The organism is Agathobaculum sp. LCP25S3_E8 (assembly GCF_052117165.1).
Classification (GTDB): domain Bacteria; phylum Bacillota; class Clostridia; order Oscillospirales; family Butyricicoccaceae; genus Agathobaculum.
Map to the genome: position 1 here is coordinate 1 of NZ_JBQKJR010000029.1, position 19,486 is coordinate 19,486.

At 53.4% G+C, this 19,486-nt stretch carries 21 protein-coding genes and 1 tRNA gene; 11 read left to right on the forward strand and 11 right to left on the reverse strand.

The annotated features are described in order from the left end of the window. From ACTQ34_RS10635 to ssb, 6 genes are all read right to left on the reverse strand, one after another. Positions 1-3,682, reverse strand: a 3,682-nt coding sequence (locus tag ACTQ34_RS10635) for an LPD25 domain-containing protein (protein WP_441363788.1), incomplete at its 3' end; no start/stop codon positions are given. Then, positions 3,610-3,999, reverse strand: a complete 390-nt coding sequence (locus ACTQ34_RS10640) for a TnpV protein (protein WP_441363789.1) — start codon at positions 3,997-3,999, stop codon at positions 3,610-3,612. The genes ACTQ34_RS10640 and ACTQ34_RS10635, both read right to left, overlap by 73 nt. A gap of 870 nt (positions 4,000-4,869) precedes the next feature. Further along, positions 4,870-5,364, reverse strand: a complete 495-nt coding sequence (locus ACTQ34_RS10645) for a hypothetical protein (protein ID WP_441363790.1) — start codon at positions 5,362-5,364, stop codon at positions 4,870-4,872. 455 nt (positions 5,365-5,819) lie between these two features. Further along, the gene (locus tag ACTQ34_RS10650; RefSeq protein WP_441363791.1) at positions 5,820-7,061 is read right to left on the reverse strand and encodes a hypothetical protein; all 1,242 of its coding nucleotides are present in this window, start codon (positions 7,059-7,061) and stop codon (positions 5,820-5,822) included. A gap of 15 nt (positions 7,062-7,076) precedes the next feature. Then, entirely contained in the window at positions 7,077-7,511 is a 435-nt protein-coding gene (locus tag ACTQ34_RS10655; protein WP_441363792.1) for a hypothetical protein, read from the reverse strand. Positions 7,512-7,561: 50 nt separating this feature from the next. Further along, positions 7,562-8,293: a single-stranded DNA-binding protein gene (gene ssb / locus ACTQ34_RS10660; RefSeq protein ID WP_441363793.1), complete on the reverse strand. Its 732-nt coding sequence runs from the start codon at positions 8,291-8,293 to the stop codon at positions 7,562-7,564. Positions 8,294-8,686: 393 nt separating this feature from the next. Here ssb and ACTQ34_RS10665 point away from each other — a divergent pair, with 393 nt between their 5' ends. Continuing rightward, entirely contained in the window at positions 8,687-9,205 is a 519-nt protein-coding gene (locus ACTQ34_RS10665) for a hypothetical protein (protein WP_441363794.1), read from the forward strand. Between the two features lie 11 nt (positions 9,206-9,216). On the opposite strand, the gene ACTQ34_RS10670 is transcribed toward ACTQ34_RS10665, so the two are convergent. From ACTQ34_RS10670 to ACTQ34_RS10690, 5 genes are all read right to left on the reverse strand, one after another. After that, the gene (locus tag ACTQ34_RS10670; protein WP_441363795.1) at positions 9,217-9,717 is read right to left on the reverse strand and encodes a hypothetical protein; all 501 of its coding nucleotides are present in this window, start codon (positions 9,715-9,717) and stop codon (positions 9,217-9,219) included. Positions 9,718-9,736: 19 nt separating this feature from the next. Further along, positions 9,737-9,901: a hypothetical protein gene (locus ACTQ34_RS10675; protein WP_441363796.1), complete on the reverse strand. Its 165-nt coding sequence runs from the start codon at positions 9,899-9,901 to the stop codon at positions 9,737-9,739. Positions 9,902-10,075: 174 nt separating this feature from the next. Continuing rightward, positions 10,076-10,927 carry a DNA-methyltransferase gene (locus ACTQ34_RS10680; protein WP_441363832.1) on the reverse strand — a complete coding sequence of 284 codons (852 nt, stop codon included), beginning with the start codon at positions 10,925-10,927 and terminating at the stop codon, positions 10,076-10,078. Between the two features lie 147 nt (positions 10,928-11,074). After that, entirely contained in the window at positions 11,075-11,950 is an 876-nt protein-coding gene (locus ACTQ34_RS10685; RefSeq protein WP_441363797.1) for a 3'-5' exonuclease, read from the reverse strand. Between the two features lie 217 nt (positions 11,951-12,167). Then, positions 12,168-12,587 (reverse strand): DNA N-6-adenine-methyltransferase, encoded by a 420-nt coding sequence (locus tag ACTQ34_RS10690; RefSeq protein ID WP_441363798.1) that lies wholly within the window; start codon positions 12,585-12,587, stop codon positions 12,168-12,170. On the opposite strand from ACTQ34_RS10690, the gene ACTQ34_RS10695 reads away from it, so the two are divergent. The 10 genes from ACTQ34_RS10695 to ACTQ34_RS10740 all read left to right on the forward strand — a co-directional run bounded on the left by ACTQ34_RS10695 (position 12,588) and on the right by ACTQ34_RS10740 (position 19,470). Beyond that, entirely contained in the window at positions 12,588-12,920 is a 333-nt protein-coding gene (locus ACTQ34_RS10695) for a hypothetical protein (protein ID WP_441363799.1), read from the forward strand. A gap of 4 nt (positions 12,921-12,924) precedes the next feature. Next, positions 12,925-13,443 carry a hypothetical protein gene (locus ACTQ34_RS10700; RefSeq protein WP_441363800.1) on the forward strand — a complete coding sequence of 173 codons (519 nt, stop codon included), beginning with the start codon at positions 12,925-12,927 and terminating at the stop codon, positions 13,441-13,443. A 4-nt stretch (positions 13,444-13,447) separates the two neighbouring features. Continuing rightward, positions 13,448-14,164, forward strand: coding sequence for a hypothetical protein (locus ACTQ34_RS10705; protein WP_441363801.1), 717 nt, complete (start codon positions 13,448-13,450; stop codon positions 14,162-14,164). A 44-nt stretch (positions 14,165-14,208) separates the two neighbouring features. Next, entirely contained in the window at positions 14,209-14,622 is a 414-nt protein-coding gene (locus tag ACTQ34_RS10710) for a DUF1492 domain-containing protein (protein WP_441363802.1), read from the forward strand. Between the two features lie 119 nt (positions 14,623-14,741). Next, a tRNA-Gly gene (locus ACTQ34_RS10715) sits at positions 14,742-14,816 on the forward strand. Positions 14,817-14,978: 162 nt separating this feature from the next. Continuing rightward, positions 14,979-15,383, forward strand: coding sequence for a terminase small subunit (locus ACTQ34_RS10720; RefSeq protein ID WP_441363803.1), 405 nt, complete (start codon positions 14,979-14,981; stop codon positions 15,381-15,383). After that, on the forward strand, positions 15,376-16,803 hold the full coding sequence (terL, locus tag ACTQ34_RS10725) for a phage terminase large subunit (protein WP_441363804.1): 1,428 nt from the start codon (positions 15,376-15,378) through the stop codon (positions 16,801-16,803). The genes ACTQ34_RS10720 and terL overlap by 8 nt, the downstream gene beginning before the upstream one ends. Before the next feature lie 6 nt (positions 16,804-16,809). Then, entirely contained in the window at positions 16,810-18,150 is a 1,341-nt protein-coding gene (locus ACTQ34_RS10730) for a phage portal protein family protein (RefSeq protein ID WP_441363805.1), read from the forward strand. Beyond that, positions 18,147-19,064 carry a phage minor head protein gene (locus ACTQ34_RS10735; protein WP_441363806.1) on the forward strand — a complete coding sequence of 306 codons (918 nt, stop codon included), beginning with the start codon at positions 18,147-18,149 and terminating at the stop codon, positions 19,062-19,064. The genes ACTQ34_RS10730 and ACTQ34_RS10735 overlap by 4 nt, the downstream gene beginning before the upstream one ends. Beyond that, on the forward strand, positions 19,036-19,470 hold the full coding sequence (locus ACTQ34_RS10740) for an XkdF-like putative serine protease domain-containing protein (RefSeq protein WP_441363807.1): 435 nt from the start codon (positions 19,036-19,038) through the stop codon (positions 19,468-19,470). The genes ACTQ34_RS10735 and ACTQ34_RS10740 overlap by 29 nt, the downstream gene beginning before the upstream one ends. Positions 19,471-19,486 lie beyond the last annotated feature (16 nt).

The window sequence follows — 19,486 nt, forward strand, 5'->3', positions numbered from 1 at the left end:
ACACATCACGTGAAGGGTCTGCGGCAGCAGCCTGCACGGCTTCTTCCAGTGTGTTCCCTTGGAACACATCACGTGAAGGGTCTGCGGCAGCAGCCTGCACGGCTTCCTCCAGTGTGTTCCCTTGGAACACATCACGCGAAGGGTCTCCGGCAGCAGCCTGCACGGCTTCTTCCAGTGTGTTCCCTTGGAACACATCACGTGAAGGGTCTGCGGCAGCAGCCTGCACGGCTTCTTCCAGTGTGTTCCCTTGGAACACATCACGTGAAGGGTCTGCGGCAGCAGCCTGCACGGCTTCCTCCAATGTGTTCCCTTGGAACACATCATCAGATGAAACGGGCTGTTCTGCGCTTGCGTGCAGGGCAGGATAGGTTTCATCAAACACCGCTTTATGCAGACGGTTATGGAAAGAACTTAGGTCATAATAAAGCCGGAGGAACTCGGTATCCCCGACACTCACCGCCGCGCGCCGTGTTGCAGCATCCGCTTCAATACGGGCATTTTCCTCGTCTGAATTCATGCAGGCATTTTGATAGGCAGCGTCAGCCATGACCTTTTCTTTAATCACTGGCAGGTATTGGTCATAAATCTCTTTTACCGTCCGCGCCGTCCGTTTGGGCGCGGCGCTTTCCGATGTGTTCCGTCGGAACACATCGTCGGCAGCAGGCTGTGTGTTCGATTGGAACACATCTTCAGCGGTGGGCTGCGTGTTCGACTGGAACACATCGCGCGAGGGGTCTGCGGCAGCAGCCTGCTGCAATATCTGCAGGATGCTTTGGTATTGGGGATACCGGCTCAGGAAATCCAGTACCCCACCATCACCATCACCAATATCCTGCCGCTCCGTATATGTTTGCCCATCAGGCATAACGATAGTAAATTTGGTTTTATCATAGCCAAGAAACCTCGCGTTTTCAGGATCATCCGCTTCGTACCAGTCCTCCCATGTGCCATATTTTTTCAAAGCGGCGTTTTTCCCTGCAACCTGTTCGTCATCCGCCTGCTTCATCAGGCGGTCAAACTCATAGATGGAATACCGTTTCCCATCTTCAAATACGGGGCTTTCGCTCCATTCGCAGATGATATAGGGGACGCTGTCCGGCTCATATGGATTTTCCACCGGCGTTTGGGGCGTGGCGGGCGGAATCACATGGCCTGTCCGTCTCTCCGGCATAGAGGGCGCGGCCATTTCATCTTTAGCGGCAGGCTGTGTGTTCGACTGGAACACATCTTCAGCGGCAGGCTGTGTGTTCGATTGGAACACATCCGCAGGGGTGGTCTGCGTGTTCGCTTGGAACACATCGTCACGCTCAACGCTGACCTGAGCCTGTGCAAGCCGGTCGGGAAAAACGCCGTAAATGCGAAGATATTGCTTTTCCTTTAAGTCATAGACGGCAGCGCCGTCATAGGCAAGCCCGCCGGTTTCCATACTTCCGCGAATATACGCCTGTGCAATGCGTTCTGCCTCCTCCTGCGTCTGATACTCCGGCTTTTCATCAAAACCGTTTTCTGTGCGGTGATAAACTATTACCTGATAGCGCGGAGCCATGCGGCGCTCATAGCTGCTGATCGCGTCCTCTGTCAGCCAGTCCGGTTTCTCCGGCAAAGCGTGATACAGTTCCCGCATTTTTGCAATCTGTTCACGGACAGTCCCTGCCCATAAGTGCCTTTCGTTCCGCTGCCCGCCGCCGAGGAAATATTCGCAGTCTGCGCGCAGCCGGTCTAAAAGCTGGTACTCAAAGCTGAAGTCTTTCTGCGGTTTCGCGGATGCGCGGGGTGCGGGCTGCTCTTGTCCCGCACCCTGCTCAATGGTTGCTTTATCCGGTGTAGGGGATACAATGGACGCCTCGCGCAGCTGCGGCAGGATGCTTTGGTATTGGGGATACCGGCTCAGGAAATCCAGCACCCCGCCATCGCCATCGCCAATATCCTGCCGCTCCGTATAGGTCTGCCCATCAGGCATAACGATAGTAAATTTGGTTTTATCATAGCCAAGAAACCGCTCGTTTTCAGGATCGTCCGCTTCGTACCAGTCCTCCCATGTGCCATGTTTTTTCAAAGCGGCGTTTTTCCCTGCAACCTGTTCGTCATCCGCCTGCTTCATCAGGCGGTCAAACTCATGGATGGAATACCGTTTCCCATCTTCAAATACGGGGCTTTCACTCCATTCGCAGATGATATAGGGGATGCTGTCCGGCTCATATGGATTTTCCTCCGGCGTTTGGGGCATGATGGGCGAAACTGCATGGTCTGTCTTGTCCTCTGGCACAGAAGGCGCAGCCATTTCCTCCTGTTCCGCCAGCGCGTTCTCCTCGCGCACCTTATCAGCAGCAGCCTGTGCTTCTGCGGACAGATACCGGTTGTTCTGCACCAGCGCGGCAATGCGTTTCGCGGTATGTTCCCATGTGAGGTGGATATCCGGGCAGCCGTTTTTTCTATAATGAATCCCTTTTCCGTCATAATCTTCCCAACTGTGGGAAGAGCCGGACAGCGCGTGGGATCGCCCGCCGATGCCATATTCCTCCTGCAGGAAGTCTTTCTGCTCTTTCGCAGAGTGTCCCTGCTGGAAGAAGGCGTAGATACGGTTTTTCCCGCCTGCGACGTTTCCACCGCCCGAAAGGGAAACATCAATTTCATCGTCTGTGATAAACCGGCCGATCTCCGGGATTTTCGTCATTCCCGAAGCAAAAGTCCTGCGGGGCAGGGATAGATCATGCAGACCATCCATGATGTCCCTAGGGGTATGATGCCGAAACCGCAGCAGGTCATGGTTCAGGTCATAGGCGGACAGGAACGCGGCATATTCCTCTGTGAACGTCCGGAGAAATTCTGGACTTTTCAGTTGTTCCGCGAGCCATGCGGTTTCTTCCGGATAATTGTTTCGCCGTATTCCAGACAGGCTGGGCAGATAGCCTTGTGCATTTTTGCCGAAGTCATGATAAAGGAACCAGATTTTTTCCGAAAGCTGTCGGCGTTCGTATCCCTCGGCTTCCGCGACCTCGGCATTGGTGGCAAACTGTCCAGTTTCTATAAGATGTCCGATCCGTTTCGCCGCCTGTTCCCATGGGATGAGATACGCCCCGGCGTCATACCGTGCGGAGCGCCCGCGGGAAAGATGGACACCGTCCCTGTCATACCATGCGGCAAACCTTTCCGCGCCGATGGAAAAACCGTTACCGCCGTGGTAGATGGTTTGCAGATCGGCTGCAATCCCGCCGATGGGTTTCTGCTTTTCAAAGGCTGCAATGATACATTCGCGGTGGCGGTCTGTGTTGCTGCCGAGCCGCAGCACATGGTCTATTTCCGCCTGCGTAAATTCATGCCGGCCAGACTGTGTGTTCCGATGGAACACATCTTCGGCGGCTGGTTGCGTGTTCTGCTGGAACACATCTTCGGCGGTTGGCTGTGTGTTCGACTGGAACACATCTTCGGCAGCGGTTTGCGTGTTCGACTGGAACACATCCGCAGCGGCGGGCTGCGTGTTCCGATGGAACACATCCTGCGCAGGCATTTCCTCCGGCATCAGCGAAAGCTGAACCGCGGGCGGTTCGTCAGAAAAAGGGAAAGCAGCAGGTTTTTTCAACTCTGTCGCTTTCCCTTTTTCATTATCATTTAACAGTAAATCCAGTCCTGCCGCACGATCTCCAGCGCGCAGTGGCGGTAGTTGTTCATCAGCCTCACCCATCTCATGGGGTCTGTCCGTTTCAGGTTTTCGTCCGTCCCATCCTGTTCCGCCTGCGCCTGGATGAGCTGCTCCATTTCCTTCTCCGCGTTCTCCGCGATCTCGTTTAGATACTGGGTCAGCGTCCCTTTCACCACCATATCCTGATAGGATTCCGGGTCGTTCTTCATGAGATACCTCAGGTGCTCCTGCCCGAACGGCCCGTACTCCTTCGGCGTCTTGTCCGGGTATTTTTTCCCGTCCGTCCCTGTGTAGTAGGTGATCTCCTCCGTTTCGGCCTGCGCGGTCTGGCCCTGCATTCCTTCGGTCATTTTGCCCATCTCCTTCCGTAAGCTGCCGGTCTTTTTCCGTATCCTTATTATACACCCCCGCGCCCTGTCTCGCAATACGGTTTCGCGTTGTAAATCGAAAAAGTTTACACCCGTCCAAGTGTTTCATTGTCTGCTCAACGGACGATAATACGGTTTTAACGGACTGTTGGGTTACAGAACCCAAGCGGTGCAGGTCTGCGGTTGAAAACCCGCCGGTTGGGATAAAGCGGACATAAGGCGCGGGGTCTATGCCGCACCGGCGCAGCACGCAGTAGGCGGCGGACGCCACTGCCGCACGGATAAAATCAAGGTCCTGCGTGATGCTGCCCGCGTCATGGAACGCCTGGTTCTGCGCCGCGATAAACAGGTTATCAGAAAAGCTGTCCAGTAAACGGGTATCTTCACCGGACTGCGCGGACAGGTTATCCAGTACGGCGTCCTGCGCGTCTGCGCGCATCTCCCAAATGTACGGCGGCGGGATGTTATCCCGCCGGGGGAGGGTATCTGAAATATCAAACAGGTACTGCACCTGTTCCTGCCCATCCGCACGGCGCTGCACAATGCCGATGCCGGATGAATCGCGCGCTATCCTGCGCAGCGTGCGGTTGTTCCAGAACGGCAGGCCGGCGCAGGCGGTGGCGTCCGGCCGCTGGTTGAAGATCATGACCTGCGAGGGGAAATCGTACTTGTACAGCCTTGCCGCTGTGTCGAGGAACTGCATCCAGCTTTCCGGTGATTCGCGGAAACGGCGGACTGTCTGCTCCATTTGCTCTTTGAGCTGGTCTGGTGTGAATTTTGCCATATCAATTTTCCTTTCTGCCAGTTTCGCACTGGCGGCATATTAAAATAAAAACATACTGCGGACAATATGCTTTATTTTCAGATGGCGGTGCCGGAGGATAACAGTTCGCCCAGCCTGTGAACGCTTTCCCAAGCGCTTGGGCGCTGGATATTATTTTTGCGGGCGATTTCCGCAATGGATTTCCCGCGCAGGAAATAATCTATGAACCGTTCTTTCTGCGCTGGGGTCAGCCCGCCGCTGTGCAGCAGCAGGAGCGCCGCACGGACTGCGAGCCGGCGCTGTTCCCGCTGCAGCAGCGCTGTACACGGCTCAGGATCTGACGCCGGCAGCGCGGCGGCTACATCGTCAAAATCTGCATCGGTTTTCATGTAGCCGTAGCGATAATCTGTTTGATGTTGTTCAAAGAACATGCCGTCCGAGATTTCCTTGATCTGCCGGAAGTCCTCTGCGGTGTATTCCGGGTTTTCACGCAGGTAGTCCTCCAGACGGACCACCTGTGTTGTGCCGTCTGCGAAGCAGTATACAATCCCGTCGCTTTCCCTGTTGACCGCCCATTCGTTTACTCTGCCCATGACGCTGCAACCTCCTTTTTTAGCACAAAAAAAGAGCATCCAGCCATTTGGATGCTCTTTGCGGGCGCGTCCCGTCGGGCGCTGCCCGTGGGCTTCCGCCCAGTATACAGATTATCACAGGCAGGGTGGACAAAGCGGACAAGTTGCAGGGAAAAAGAAAGTTTTTTTCGGCTTGCCGTTCATACCGGTATTGTTATCAGAAATATAATTAAACAGGTATAAATGAAGGATATTTTATTGTTTTAAGACAAATTGCATCCTGCCTGAACCGCATACAGCCCTAATACCATTGCCCCTCTTTTCTACCACCCCCCGAAAACAGGCGTATGGTGTGTCAGGGGCGCGTGCGGGGCTGTGCAAACCGCAGATCCCGCGCCGGGACGGCGGCATTCCCCGGTTTTGGGCAGAAAAAAAGCACGGCCATAAGCCGTACTGCATAAACGCTGGTACGGCTGTCAGGTCGTGCTTGTATTTTTTTGTTCGGCTTCCGCAGCAAGACGCTGGCGGCGTACATCTTTGATCCGCTCCAGCCACTCCTGCTCCCAGTCGCTGAGCGGCTTGGCGCGCTGATTCCCCGCGGACGCGCGCTCCTGCATCCATTTCAATAGCACCGCGCGCAGATAGGCGGCAGGGTTGCCGGCGCGGGACAGGTCTATTTTCGTGCTGAGGAAGGACGCCATATCCGCATAGGTGCAGCCGGACGCCAGCGGCGCGCGCTCGGCAAGGGGAACGCTGCGTTTGCTGACCGTAAGTTCCGGCGCGTTTTCGATCTCCGCCAGCGCGCCCGCTGCCATACCTACAAGCCCAGCGTCATACTGCCATTCCAGACGGTCCGCGTCAATGCGCCGCCGCACGGCTTCTATTTCCGCTTGGGACGGCGCATACGGCGTTTTTGACGTCTTAGCAGGAATGGATGCAGCGGCATTGGAACCGCGCGTGTGCGCCGGCTGGGTGCAGGCGCGGCGCAGTGCGCGCAGCTTCTTCCCCGCATGACTTAAATACTCCGCAATCGTTTTTGCAGTGGATACCGTGCCGTCCGCATGATGGTTCGTAAGATACGGGGTTTCCTTGTCCGGTTCCGCCAGCAGCTCATACTGATAGGAAAAACCGTCCTCCGGCCCCGTGGGGTAGCGGTGCTGCTTGAGCAGGCCGCTGAGCTTCAGCGCGCGCCATACCGAGGAAAAGCGTTTCAGGCGTTCCGCGCAAAACGCGCGCACGCCCTCCGGGTTCAGGTGGAAATGCGGGATCTGTGTCAGATGTAAAACCACGCCGAAAAGCCCTTTGACTGCCAAAGGGATGGTTTTGCTGCGCAGCACGGCATTGGGGATACGGGTAAAATCGCGCATGGTATCGCCGGCGGGGTGGAAACGGCAGTCCCCGCCCGTGCGCCCGGACGGCGCGGCATACTGATATGCAGGGGAATCCTCCGGCATCTGCAGCAGGTCATATGTATGGACAAATGCGCCGCTGTTGCCAGTCTGGGAAAAGCGGTGCTTCAAATATCCGGCTTCCAGTAGGTCATGCCACGCTTTTTCCAGTGCATAGCGGCTTTCGCAGAACTGCACCAGCTGGGACTTGGAGAGCCGCCATCCCGGCATACCGCAGAACGACGATATGACAAGGTACAACCCCTTGGCTGCAAGGGACAGGCCTTTGCTGCGCAGGGCATAGCTGCACCCCATTGTAAATCCGGACATTTGAAGCACCTCTTTTCATATCGCTTTTGATGTGTCTTGCGGCAATGTTTTTAAGTATCGTTCCGCGATCTTGCGGACGCTGCTGGCGGTATTGTCCCCGCCGACCCGTGCGGCGATCTGACGCCACTGCAGATTATCTACATAGCGGTAAAGCAATATCTGCCGCAGCAGGGGGTCTTCTATCCCATTGATAAATGCGTTGAGCTTGGCATACTCCAGAATACTTTCGAGCACGCGGTCCATGATGACCCGTTTCAGTTCGTCTATAATGGATATGTACAGGCTGACATTATCCTGCAAAACGCCGATATGCGGCAGACCGGATATGGAAGAAGTGCGGCCGGAAACGGCGGATTCCAGTTCGTGCAGCCGCCGCAGGTCATGCTCCAGTTCACGGTTCAGGCTCCTCAGATGTTCCAATTCCTCTTTGCTCATGGTTACCTCTGTCATACAAGGGTATCCGTGTGTTCCATTGGAACACACGGATATGGGCGCGGCGGTCAGATGGGGGAACCCGTGTCATCGTCCGGAACCCCCTCGGGGATGCTGTACACAGCGGCTGGCGCAGGCTCCGCCGCAGGGGGCGCTGCCTGTGCGGTATGCAGTATGCTGATCACACAGTCCTCGCCCGGCCTGACAGACGCTGTGACCGAGCGCGCCGCAGGAGAGTAGTGCGCGGGGGCTGCAATCTCTGTGATGATGTACTCCCCGGCGGGCAGGCCAACGATATGCGCGCCGCTGTCCGTCCCCGAAATGTTGCGACGGACAGGCGTGCCGTCCGCGTGGTACAGGTCATAGGCTGCGCCGGACAAAAGCATACCGGTATCTGCATCCAGCGCCATAATCTGTACACTGCCGCGCGCGGCGTCCTCCTGCTTGTCCGCAGATTCGCGTTCCACCCGTTGGCGTCTGGTTTCCCCGAACTGGATCTGGTCGCACAGGACCTCAAATGCAATGTGGTTGCCGCCCTGATCGTCCGCCCATATACGGGAGGTAACCTGCCCGATCACGACAGCCAATGTGCCTTTGGAAAACCACTGGGATACAAACTTCGCTTTTTCACGCCATGCCACGCAGGGGATAAAGTCTGTTTTCTCTTCACCGGAGGTCTGCCGTGCGACCGCCAGCTTAAAAAAGCACATGGGGATATCCCCGTTGACATACCGCAGCTCCGGATCGCGGGTAAGGCGTCCCATAAGGACGGTGTTGTTGATGGAAATTGCGTTGCTCATGTGTGATCATCCTCCTATTGATTTTTTTGTGATGTTCGTGATATAGTTAGTGGCGCTGTTTCCAATTCTATATAAAGAATTGATTTCTGGTTTATTTCTGTCCGGCCGTTGCTACAGTGTAGCACCATCTTCCCATGACGGAATTCAACTATGTCCGCATTCATCAGAAAGAAGTCAATATCATCGTGAAAATAATTGGAGTAAAAACAGAATGACAGATTCGTCCGGTCTGAAAGATGGATGATAAGACGGTGAAGATAGGCTTTGCCGGTTGGGTCACAGGTTACAAAAATTTGGCGCTTTATATGGAAATAGCGCCCAAGCAAGCAGGATAACGACAAAGCGACAATAAAGATTGCTGCAAAATGTATTAGCATAAGGAGTTCGACTTCCATGTTCGAAGGAATATTAAAGCTGCTGCCCGCGATAAGAAAAGTAAATTTTTATGTATTTACCCTTCTATGGATAATCACTATATTAGTGGTATTACCGTTCTCGCCGATAAAATCAATACTTTCTGCCTACCCATTAGAATTTGTGACAGCCTCTCAATGGTTTATTAAATACGAAACTTTGCTGTTTCAGATAGCTAGTATATTCTTTTTGATATATTTTTTTGTTGTCTTGTTGTGCGTTATTGCTTGGCAACGTGAGAGAAGAGAAAAATACATACAACTTGATATGCTTTCAGATGGGATGATGCTGATTGGTCACTATTACATCATGATTATGGAGATATTGCATAGTTTGGGAATAACGCAATTTGGCATGCTTCGAAGCGTTTATGGCCTTGCTAATATGATTTCGCACAACTGGAGTATGATTTTTAGCATGCTCAGCTATTTTTTCTCGATTGTCACCTTGTTGGTTGCAATACTTGACTACTTTATTGACATCCGAGCACATAGCTGACAGGTGATGTCCTATAGTTCTGGGCTATCAATGACCTTTTGAGATCCGGAATGGGGAGAAGCGGGGGTATGTCCGGCAACATGCTGCAGGCGATCCTGCACCTCGGCTCGCTTGGCGTTATTGAACCGGTCCAGATCGCCAACCTGATAGCCGGTAATGCGCCGGATATGTTCAAACCCTACACTCTCACCAATTATCGGATCGTCTGAACCCTGATGTATTGTACGCCCGCCTGCTGTATCGTGATGGAAGCGCGCCATAAACTGATCCTCGTCCAGACGGCTGGCAGAGCCAGTAGCATCGCAATACTTCTGGTACAGGGCATAGTCCAAGCCAGGCGCAGTATCTGACACGACCAATTCCTGCACGAGATTCTGTTCCATGATGTTCTGGAACGCATAGAGGGCAGTGTCGGCCTCTTTCGGTTTAAAATGAAGCTCCACGCGGTCGCCAGACGGCTCAGTATAGGCGATAGCCGCAGCGTCCCCTGCTTTTAGTGTTATATTCGCCATTTTACCCCACCTTTCTTTTTCACTTCTCAACATGCTTCGCTTTGCGCGCGGCTCGTATCTCTGTCAGGACATATGAGCGGCGCGCCATTTCTATATGACGCCGGATGTGTTCCGGCTGTCCGCCTGTCTTTTCATCCAGCTTGACCGTCTGCTCCGCAGAACTGATCTCAAAATTAAACTGCATTTTATTACCTCCCTCCTTTATGGGTCTGCGTTACTGCGCATGGCCATGCGCCGGATTGGTGGGGGATACAGGCAAAGGCAAAAAGGGGGAAAGCGTCCGCCTGTGGTTTCCGACGCATGACCACGGGCAGTAAATGCCGTGGCCGTATGTGGTTGTGGTTCCGTCCGGCAGCGCTCAGTCATTGTCCGGTCCGGATAGCCGTTCCTGTGCCAGCCCGCAAAAAGCAGGGTTCAGTTCTATGCCAATATAGTGTCTCCCCAGCTGTTGGGCGGCTAAACCGGTAGTCCCGCTGCCGAAAAAGGGGTCAAGCACGATGCCGGCAGGGGGGCATCCTGCCACAATGCAGGTTTCTGCCAGTTTGGTAGGGAAAGCAGCAAAGTGCGCGCCCTTATAGGGGACTTTATTGATCTGCCATACGTCCCTGCGGTTCCGGGGCGTGGATGCTGCCGTAGGCTCCGCCACACTGTCCGCATCATAAAAGTAACGGCGGGATTTTGAGAACAAAAAAACGTGTTCATAGCATCTGGTGGGGCGGTCTTTCACACTTTCCGGCATGGGATTATTTTTCATCCAGATAATGTCCGAGCGCCAGTACCACCCGCCTTGCCGCAGTGCGAAGGCCAGCATCCACGGAATACCCATCAGGTCTTTCGGTTTGCAGCCGGACGGAAGCTGCGCTTTGTGCAGCACACCGGCTATTGTCCCGCGATTGGTACCCTGCTTGCCGCCTTGCCGGTGACTGCCGTCCGCGTCCCGCCCCTTCCCGCTTCCGGCATAGCTGTCTGCTATATTCAGCCACAGGGTGCCGTCTGCCCGCAGTATGCGCCTTACCTGACAGAACACCTCTGCCAGCCGGCTTATGTACTGCTCCGGCGTATTCTCCTGCCCGATTTGACCGTCCATGCCGTAATCACGCAGGCCGTAATACGGCGGGGATGTTACACAGCAATGTACGCTGCTGTCCGGCAGCTCCTTCAGGATTTTCAGGCTGTCACCGCACAGGATGGTATCAGGCAATAATTCCATATTGTATTTCTCTGTCAATTTGTATTCCCCTTTATATTTTTTACCGGATTACCCCAGCCGCTATTCACACTTCCTCTGCATTTTGAGCTATGTTTTATCGTCTGGGTTTTATAATCAAGTAATACCGTCTCCGTGTGCTATAAACCTTTAACTTACGATTAGCTTTTTGTAGCAGTGCAGTGTTGCCATGGCATCGTGCAAACTGTTATGCGCAGATCCCTGCCATGCATAGCCGAAATAATCAGCGCAAAATGTGAGTTTGTGATATCTGTTCCCGTCGCAAGGGTCATCATGCACAGCATAATAATCTGCAAAATCCTGCATTACGTCAAAAATCTGTATATTGGATGGATGAATACCCCAATTCCGGAGGAATCCAAGGTCAAAATCAGGATTGTATCCTATCAAAAGTACTGTTTCAGAGAAAATTGTTTTGATGGTAGGTAGTAGTTCGTGAGGGTATGGGGCATTAGCTGCCATGTCAGGTGTAATGCCGTGAATTTTTTCTGCATCAGGCCATGTGCTGTGATAATACGGATGGACAAGCGTATCCAGCAGAATGTTGCTGTTATCGTCGATAATGCTGATCTGTAAGATCTCATCCGTAGGATTTAATCCGGTAGTTTCTGTATCGAGCACAATCACTTTGCTGCGGGCAGATACAGGCGGTACACAACGAGCTGCGATATCGGAAAGGAAGTTACGGACGAGCAAATGGTTGGCTTGAATCTGTGCATCCTTAATTTCCTGCGCCTGTTCCTGCTGCGCTTTTTCTAATTTCCTCTGATGGGCAGCTGCGCGTTGATCGCGTTGTCTGGCGCGGATCGGAGCAAAAAAATCCGTCAATTCCTCGTCAGTTCCATCGTGTACGTCGCTGGGGGCAAAGTAGATAAATGATCGTTGGCGATGTCCGTTGCTCCACATACGCATACCAACGGAATCGCTGTTAACGATTTTCCCGTCTTTGGCCCACTGCAGCTGTGTGCGATAATCAATGTGCGGGTAATTTGTCCGAGTTTCCATACGGCTTATCCTTTCTTGGGCAGATGTCCCCATAATATGAAATCAAATATGCTGTCCATTATGCGGTACTTATTTGATATGCTGCTCATGGTCATGCACCGGAGTGATTCGAGGATATAAGCATTGCGGGGGATGATTCACAAGACTTATGTCCCCGGCACATGACCACAAACAGCATGGTTTGTGGCGCTTTTTAACTTGACGGTTGTAAAATAATTTAACTCGTTGGCCTAAATACTACGACCATGGACGGAAACGGCGCGCTGTTTTTGCTGTTACCAAACTTCAGCCGTCCACGTAAAAACCGGACTTCAACACGGCCTTTTTGGTATATAAAATCGTGAAACCATCTTGTGTCAGTCCGGGCAGGCAACAGCATAACAACCGTTGCTCCCCTTGCTCCAGATGCTATCGATGCCGTAAGTATCCATTTCCCGATGTCCCTTCCATATGGAGGATTGCACCATACTACGCCATCCCACGGCTGAGACAGTCCATCATCATCTGGCGTATAAAACTTCTCACACTTTGCATTTCCCTGAACTGCGCATACATCAAGCGTAAAGTGGAATTCGCTGTTTAATTCATCAAATAAGTCCTGCGGGGTTTCCCACATATCAGTTCGGCTTGAAAACATATGGCCAAGGTGTTTCGGCTCGGTACCGCGCAGCTGAGCGGATATGAGTGCGGGCGCGCAGAGCCGCCGGAGGATGTGAAGGAAGCACTGGTATTTCTGATTTTGGGCGACCAAAAAGAAAAGCGAGACGACCGGGAACTGCAAGAAATAGAAAAGACGCTGATGGTCCAGCTTAGTAAACCGAACATTCCTCTCGAAACGGGCTGCCTGCTCAACCCAGCAGGACAATATGCAGTGAAATTCGCGGAGAACCACAGCATGTCGATCAATGAGGCAATGGAGCAGCCTATGGTAAAGGCACGGTTTGAGTTTTTCAACCAGACAGGAAGGTGACAAAGTGGATAAAATCCGGATCTCAACCAAGAAAAAGGTTTTGACCATAGAAATGACGGAAAGGCAAGCGGACCGCTATTTCGACGAGTTATGTCAAAAACTGCGCAGCGTGCTCCAAAAGGATGAGCTGACAAACGCGCCCGTTGACCATGCAACTGTATTTAACAATCCGGTGTGTGGCTGGCCGGCAGAAAAAGACGACGCAGATCAATCGGGGGGGGTAAATGTGAGACAGGACAAGCCTGACGGCTACAAGGGATTTCTGTACCTACGGTGCGAGCACTGCGGCGAGGAACATGTATTTAATATCAAGGCACCAATCGAAGACTATGTCTGCAAAAAGTGCGGAGGTGCAATGCCGCTGCAGGATTTGCGCCGGGCGCGCTTCCGCTGCGAATGCGGTCGGGAATGGAAATACCATACCAATATCGACGCTCGGCTGCTGGAAACGACGTGTGTAAACTGCATGTCCCCGATGGTTGCCGAGCAAGACAAGAACGGCGATTATTGGCCATTGAGGTGAGGATATGAAGCCTATTCTTTTCAATACGGGAATGACACGCGCGATTCTCGAAGGTCGAAAGACGGTAACGCGGCGGGTTGTGAAGCCGCAGCCGGAGGGACACCCAGTCCCGATGCCAGCGGATAGTTGCTGGTCAGGTTATTTTGCTATTCAAGGCGCAGAAAGAGTTGTCCGGCCGCCGTATCAGCCCGGTGATGTCCTGTGGGTGCGTGAGACATGGAGAAACGCAGTTCTTGATGTTTCTCAGTACTCTTTTGGCGAGGTTGTCAACGAAGAATCGTACGACGGATATCAATACAAAGAGGATATGTCGTTCAATTTCCCGAACAGGCCATGCGAAAAATTCGACCCGGAATATTATATTGTAAGCCCTTCAGCGGTTGGAAGGTGGAGACCATCCATCCACATGCCGCGCGAAGCTGCCCGTATCTTCCTGAGGGTGACGGGTGTAAGGGTAGAGCGGTTGCATGAAATAGCTACAATTGAAGCACAGCAAGAGGGACAACCAGAATGCACAGGCGGTATTATGTCGTGTGGAGGTCAGGAGAGCTGTTTCGACTGCGAAGCGAGTTACCAAAACGCGATACGCTGGTTTTCCAGTGTGTGGGATAATACAATCAAATCGGCTGACCGAACCACCTGTGGCTGGGATGCTAACCCGTGGGTGTGGGTGATCGAGTTTGAGCAAATCAGTAAGGAGGAGGCCGTTTACGGTGTCTGAATACGCGGCTCACATAAAACAGTACATGCATTGGAGGTATGGAGTTGACCAAAAAGGAACTGTCACAGCTGCTTTGGCTCAACCGAGAGATTGCGGAAGAGAAACGAAAGCTGGCCGAGCTGGAAGTGGCAGCGGCCGGATCAACAGCAAAAATCACAGGTCTGCCACATGTGACGGGTGCGCATGATAAGGTTGGCGATCTGGCGATCCTGATTGCCGAACAGCGCGATCTGATTGACCTAAAGGTGCGGCAGTCAGTTATCGAGTACAACCGCCTAAATCGGTACATAAATGGCATTGAGGATGCGCAAATGCGCATGATTCTGTCGCTGCGGTATGTTAATGGCCTGAGTTGGCAACAGGTGGCGTTTGCCATAGGGGAGAGCGATGAAAGCTATCCGCGCAGAAAGCACAATGAATTTTTGCGAAAAAGCGAATCCGCCGAAAATGCCGAATGAATCCTGATACAATGGTATTAGGCAAAGCCGAAAGGCGATGCCGAGACTAAATCTTTCTCTTTTTCTTTCTTTCCCCAATATACCCCCTATATCCGCCCTGCAATCGCGGGGCGGAACACGCGCCGCTGATGTAGTCGGCAGCATACCAGTCCTCCAAACTGGGCGGACGGGTTCGAGGCCCGTGCGGCGCTCCATCAGGTGAAAGCCTGAATATTCGTGCGGGTGAGAAGTTGCCCGAATGCTTGAGCCCGCCGAAGCCCTACGTTCCTACGTGGGGTCAGGCGGGGCAGGTAAAATTTATTTACAACACCGCTCAAATATGGGCGGTTTTCTTTTGTAGAAAGGGCGGTGAGACTATGCCAAAACTGACAGAAAAACAAAAAGCGTGGATCGATTACTACAAGCAGGGATATACTGCGGCGGAAGCAGCACGTCTCGCCGGGTACAGGGCAAAAAGCGATAAAGCATTCCAAAATATTGGTAGCGAAAACTTGGGGAAACTTGGGGCGTTCATCGCAGATCGCGAAGAAGTCCTTGAAACTCCGCGTATTGCCGATATGAAAGAGATCAATACCTTCTGGACGGATATCATGCGCGATGAGGACGAGTCGACAAAGAACCGTCTGAAAGCATCGGAACTCCGGGCAAAGGCCGCGGGTGCATTTATCGAAAAGCTGGAGCACTCGGGCTGTGTGGACGTCAACCCGTATGCCGGCCTGACGACCGAGGAGCTGCGGAAGCTGGCGGGATCGGATGGTTGATCCGGCGATCCGGCGCGCGGCTCGGATGGAACTTGCCCGGCGTGAATTCTGGTCGTACTGCAAGCTGATGGCGCCGGACTTCTATCGGGAGGATCGGCCGTACCTGAAGGAGCTTTGCACCCGCTTGCAGGCGTTCTGCGAGAGCGACCGCAAAGTGCTGGTCGTCAATATGCCGCCGCGTCATGGCAAGAGCCGCACGGCGGTTTTGCTTTCTCAGTGGCTGTTTGGACGCGATCCCAGCGAGCAGATCATGACCGGCAGTTATAACGAGACACTGTCCACCACATTCGCACGCTCAGTGCGCGACGGCATTGCCGAGGAAGCGTTCGACCCGAACCGCACCGTGTTCTCGGATATTTTTCCTCACACCCGCATTAAGTACGGCGAGGCAGCGGCAGGTAAGTGGGCGCTCGAAGGCCAGTATGCGAGTTATCTGGCGACCTCGCCCGGCGGCACGGCGACCGGCTTCGGCGCGCGCAAGCTGATTATCGACGACCTGATCAAGAAGGCCGAAGAGGCGTTCAACGAGAATACGCTCGAAAAGCAGTGGCAGTGGTTTACCGACACCATGCTGTCACGAACCGAGACCGGCTATAAAATCATCATCATTATGACACGCTGGGCGACCAACGACCTGGCAGGCCGTGCGCTGGCGCATTGGCCGGACGCGGAGCACATCACGATGAAGGCGCTGCAGGACGACGGCACGATGCTGTGCGACGCGGTGCTGACCCGGGCAGACTACGACGACAAGGTGCGCACCATGTCCGAGGAGATCGCGTCCGCCAACTACCAGCAGGAGCCGATCGACCTCAAAGGCAGGCTGTACAGCAGTTTCAAGATCTACACCGATATTCCGCGGGACGAAAACGGCAAGCCGCTCTTTACCCGCATCAGTAACTACACGGATACCGCCGATCAGGGCAGCGACTTTCTGTGCTCGATCATCTACGGCGAGTACAATCACGAGGCCTATGTGCTGGACGTGTACTACACCAAGGCGCCGATGGAGGCCACCGAGCCGGAGACGGCGCGGCGGCTTGCGGCGCACAGCTGTAACGTGGCCCGTATCGAGAGCAACAACGGCGGCCGGGGCTTTGCCCGCAATGTGGAGCGGGAGCTGCGCGTGCTGGGCACCAACCGCTGCCGCATCGAGTGGTTCCATCAAAGTGAAAACAAGATCGCACGGATCCTCACCAACGCAACGTGGGTGCAGGATCATATTTATTTTCCGGCAAATTGGCGCGACCGGTGGCCGGAATACGCAAAAGCAATGCAGTCCTACCAAAAAGAGGGCAAGAACGCGCATGACGATGCGCCCGACGCCACGACCGGCATTGCGGAGCGCATGACTGGGAAACAGCAGGTGGTTGTGCCAAAAACCACAGTGCCGTCGCAACAATCGTATTGGAAGAGGTGACCGCGATTGAAATATGAATATGGACGCATCGGTCAATACAGATATTCTGGCATGTTTTTTGAAGAGTTCTTGCCGGAGCTTCGCGGGACACGCGGTGTGCAAACGTACTACCAGATGTCCGAGAACGATGACACAGTCGGGGCCATCCTGTTTGCCATCCAGATGCTGATGCGGCAAGTGGATTTCACAATCGAACCGGGCGGGCCGTCCGGCATCGACAAGGCCGCAGCAGAGTTCGTAGAGAGCTGTCTGTATGACATGGCGAACACATGGCAGGACACGCTGGCTGAAATCCTGTCCTTCCTGACATACGGATGGAGCTATCACGAAATTTGCTATAAGCGCAGGAATGGCCGAAAACGTGACCCGGATTTCTCAAGCAAGTTTGACGATGGATTGATTGGATGGAGCAAGCTGCCGATCCGTGCACAGGACACCTTGTTCCGTTGGGAATACAAGCCGGGAACGGATGTGCTGCTTGGCATGTCCCAAATGCCGCCGCCGGACTTTGGCGTGTTGACAATACCGCTGGAAAAAGCGCTCCACTTCCGTACCACCAGCGTGAAAAACAATCCGGAAGGGCGTTCTATCCTGCGCACAGCGTACAAGTCATGGTATTTCAAAAGCCGCATTCAGGAAATAGAGGGAATCGGTATTGAAAGAAATCTTGCAGGCTTTCCGGTACTGTATACGCCGCCGAATATGAATCTGTGGGACCCGGACGATAAGGAATCGCAGGAAGCGTTAAGCTGGGCGCGTGACATTGTGACCGGTATCAAGCAAGATAGCGAAATGGGTATCGTGCTGCCGGGCGGCGAGGGAGGCTGGAAGCTGGAACTGCTTCACGGGAATACCGGAAAAGCAATCGATACCAATGCAGTAATTGAGCGATACGACAAGCGGATTGCGACAACGGTTTTGGCTGACTTTGTCATGCTTGGCCAGCAGTCGGTCGGTTCATTTGCATTGGCATCAAGCAAGACAAAAATATTCGCGCTGGCGGTCGGTACATATCTGGATGTGATTTGCGATGTGTTTAATAGCCAAGGCATTCCGCGGCTAATTGACCTTAACGGCAAGGCGTTTTCGCAGATTACCGATTATCCGCACATGGTACATGGAGATATCGAAGATAAGGATCTGGCTGTATTCGGAGAGTTCTTGCAGCGCGTATCTGCGTCTGGAATCATCCAACCGGATGAGCAAATTGAGGATTATGTCCGGCGTGTGGCGGGGCTGCCAAGTCGGTTGGAAACGGAAAGCAGCACTGCGGATCTTTCCATTGGACGAACAACAGAACCAATCCAGACAGAGCATGGTGCAGTGTCGCCGGGTGATATGGCATGAATGCGATCATCAAGAAAACATTTCGCCGGAACAACGCATTGACAAAGTTACGGTCCTTTCTGGATGCAAATGAGCCGGGGCTTGTGCGCGTATTATACCGCCTGTGGGATAGTCAGAAAAAGGAGATCACCTACAAGGAAATTCGCGCGGCAATCCTGTCTGGCGATTTGGATGCAGATTATATCGAGCAATGGAGGGAAGAATACGCGGCATTTGTGATGGAATATCTGTATCCGGAATGGGTCAAGGCCATGGATGAAGCTGCTGCGGAGTTCAAAATGCGCTATAAGGGTTATATTTTCAATCCTATGGCTGACGGTATCGCAGAGTGGACACGCAATCGCGCCGCAGCTTTTATCACGGAAGTAACAGATACCCAGATGGAAGGACTAAGGGCGGTGATCAACCGGGCTGTGCAGTTGGATGGACTGGGCGCGGATAACCTTGCGCATGTCATCCGCCCCATGATCGGTCTGACAAGAGACCAATCGCTCGCCAATATGCGATACTATGAAAATGCGATTGAATCCGGCATGAAAGAAGTCCGGGCACAAGAGCAAGCAATCAAATACGCAGAAAGACAGCACCGATACAGGGCATACAACATCGCCCGAACGGAGCTGTCTTTTGCATATAATCAGGGATCCTATCAGGGTGTGAAGCAGGCACAGGAGCAGGGGTATATGACACGCCCGGTCAAAGTGTGGTGCACCGCGGATGATGAGCGCGTGTGCCCGGTGTGCGGCGCATTGGACGGGATGAAAATCGGGATAGACGATGATTTTCCGTTTCGGACCAAATTACAGGATCCCGGCATCCGTCGAACACCGCCGGCGCATCCATCCTGTCGGTGTGCGGTGTATTACGAGGAGGAGGTGACAAAAAGTGTTTCATATCCTGAAAGCGGACGGTGACCAGCGGCTGGTATTCGGCTGGGCAAATGTATCCGTAACTGTGGACGGGAAACAGGTGGAGGACCTGGAAGGAGATGTGATCGATCCGGAGGAACTTGAAAAGGCGGCATACGCATATGTGCTGGATTTCCGCGATGCCGGAGAACTGCACGATCGGGGCTTGCGAAAGAAAGCACGTCTGGTTGAAAGCTGCGTGTTCACGCCGGATAAGTTGACTGCCATGGGTATTCCGGAGGGGACTGTCCCGCTCGGCTGGTGGGTTGGGTTCTATGTCGATGACGATGAGACATGGGAGAAAATCAAGAACGGTACATACACCATGTTTTCCATCGAGGGGCGCGGCGAACGCGAGCCGGTAGCCAAGTCGGCAAAGACGTTTCAAGAAATCGTTCGAAACGGAAGATAGCCGTTTCCAATACATC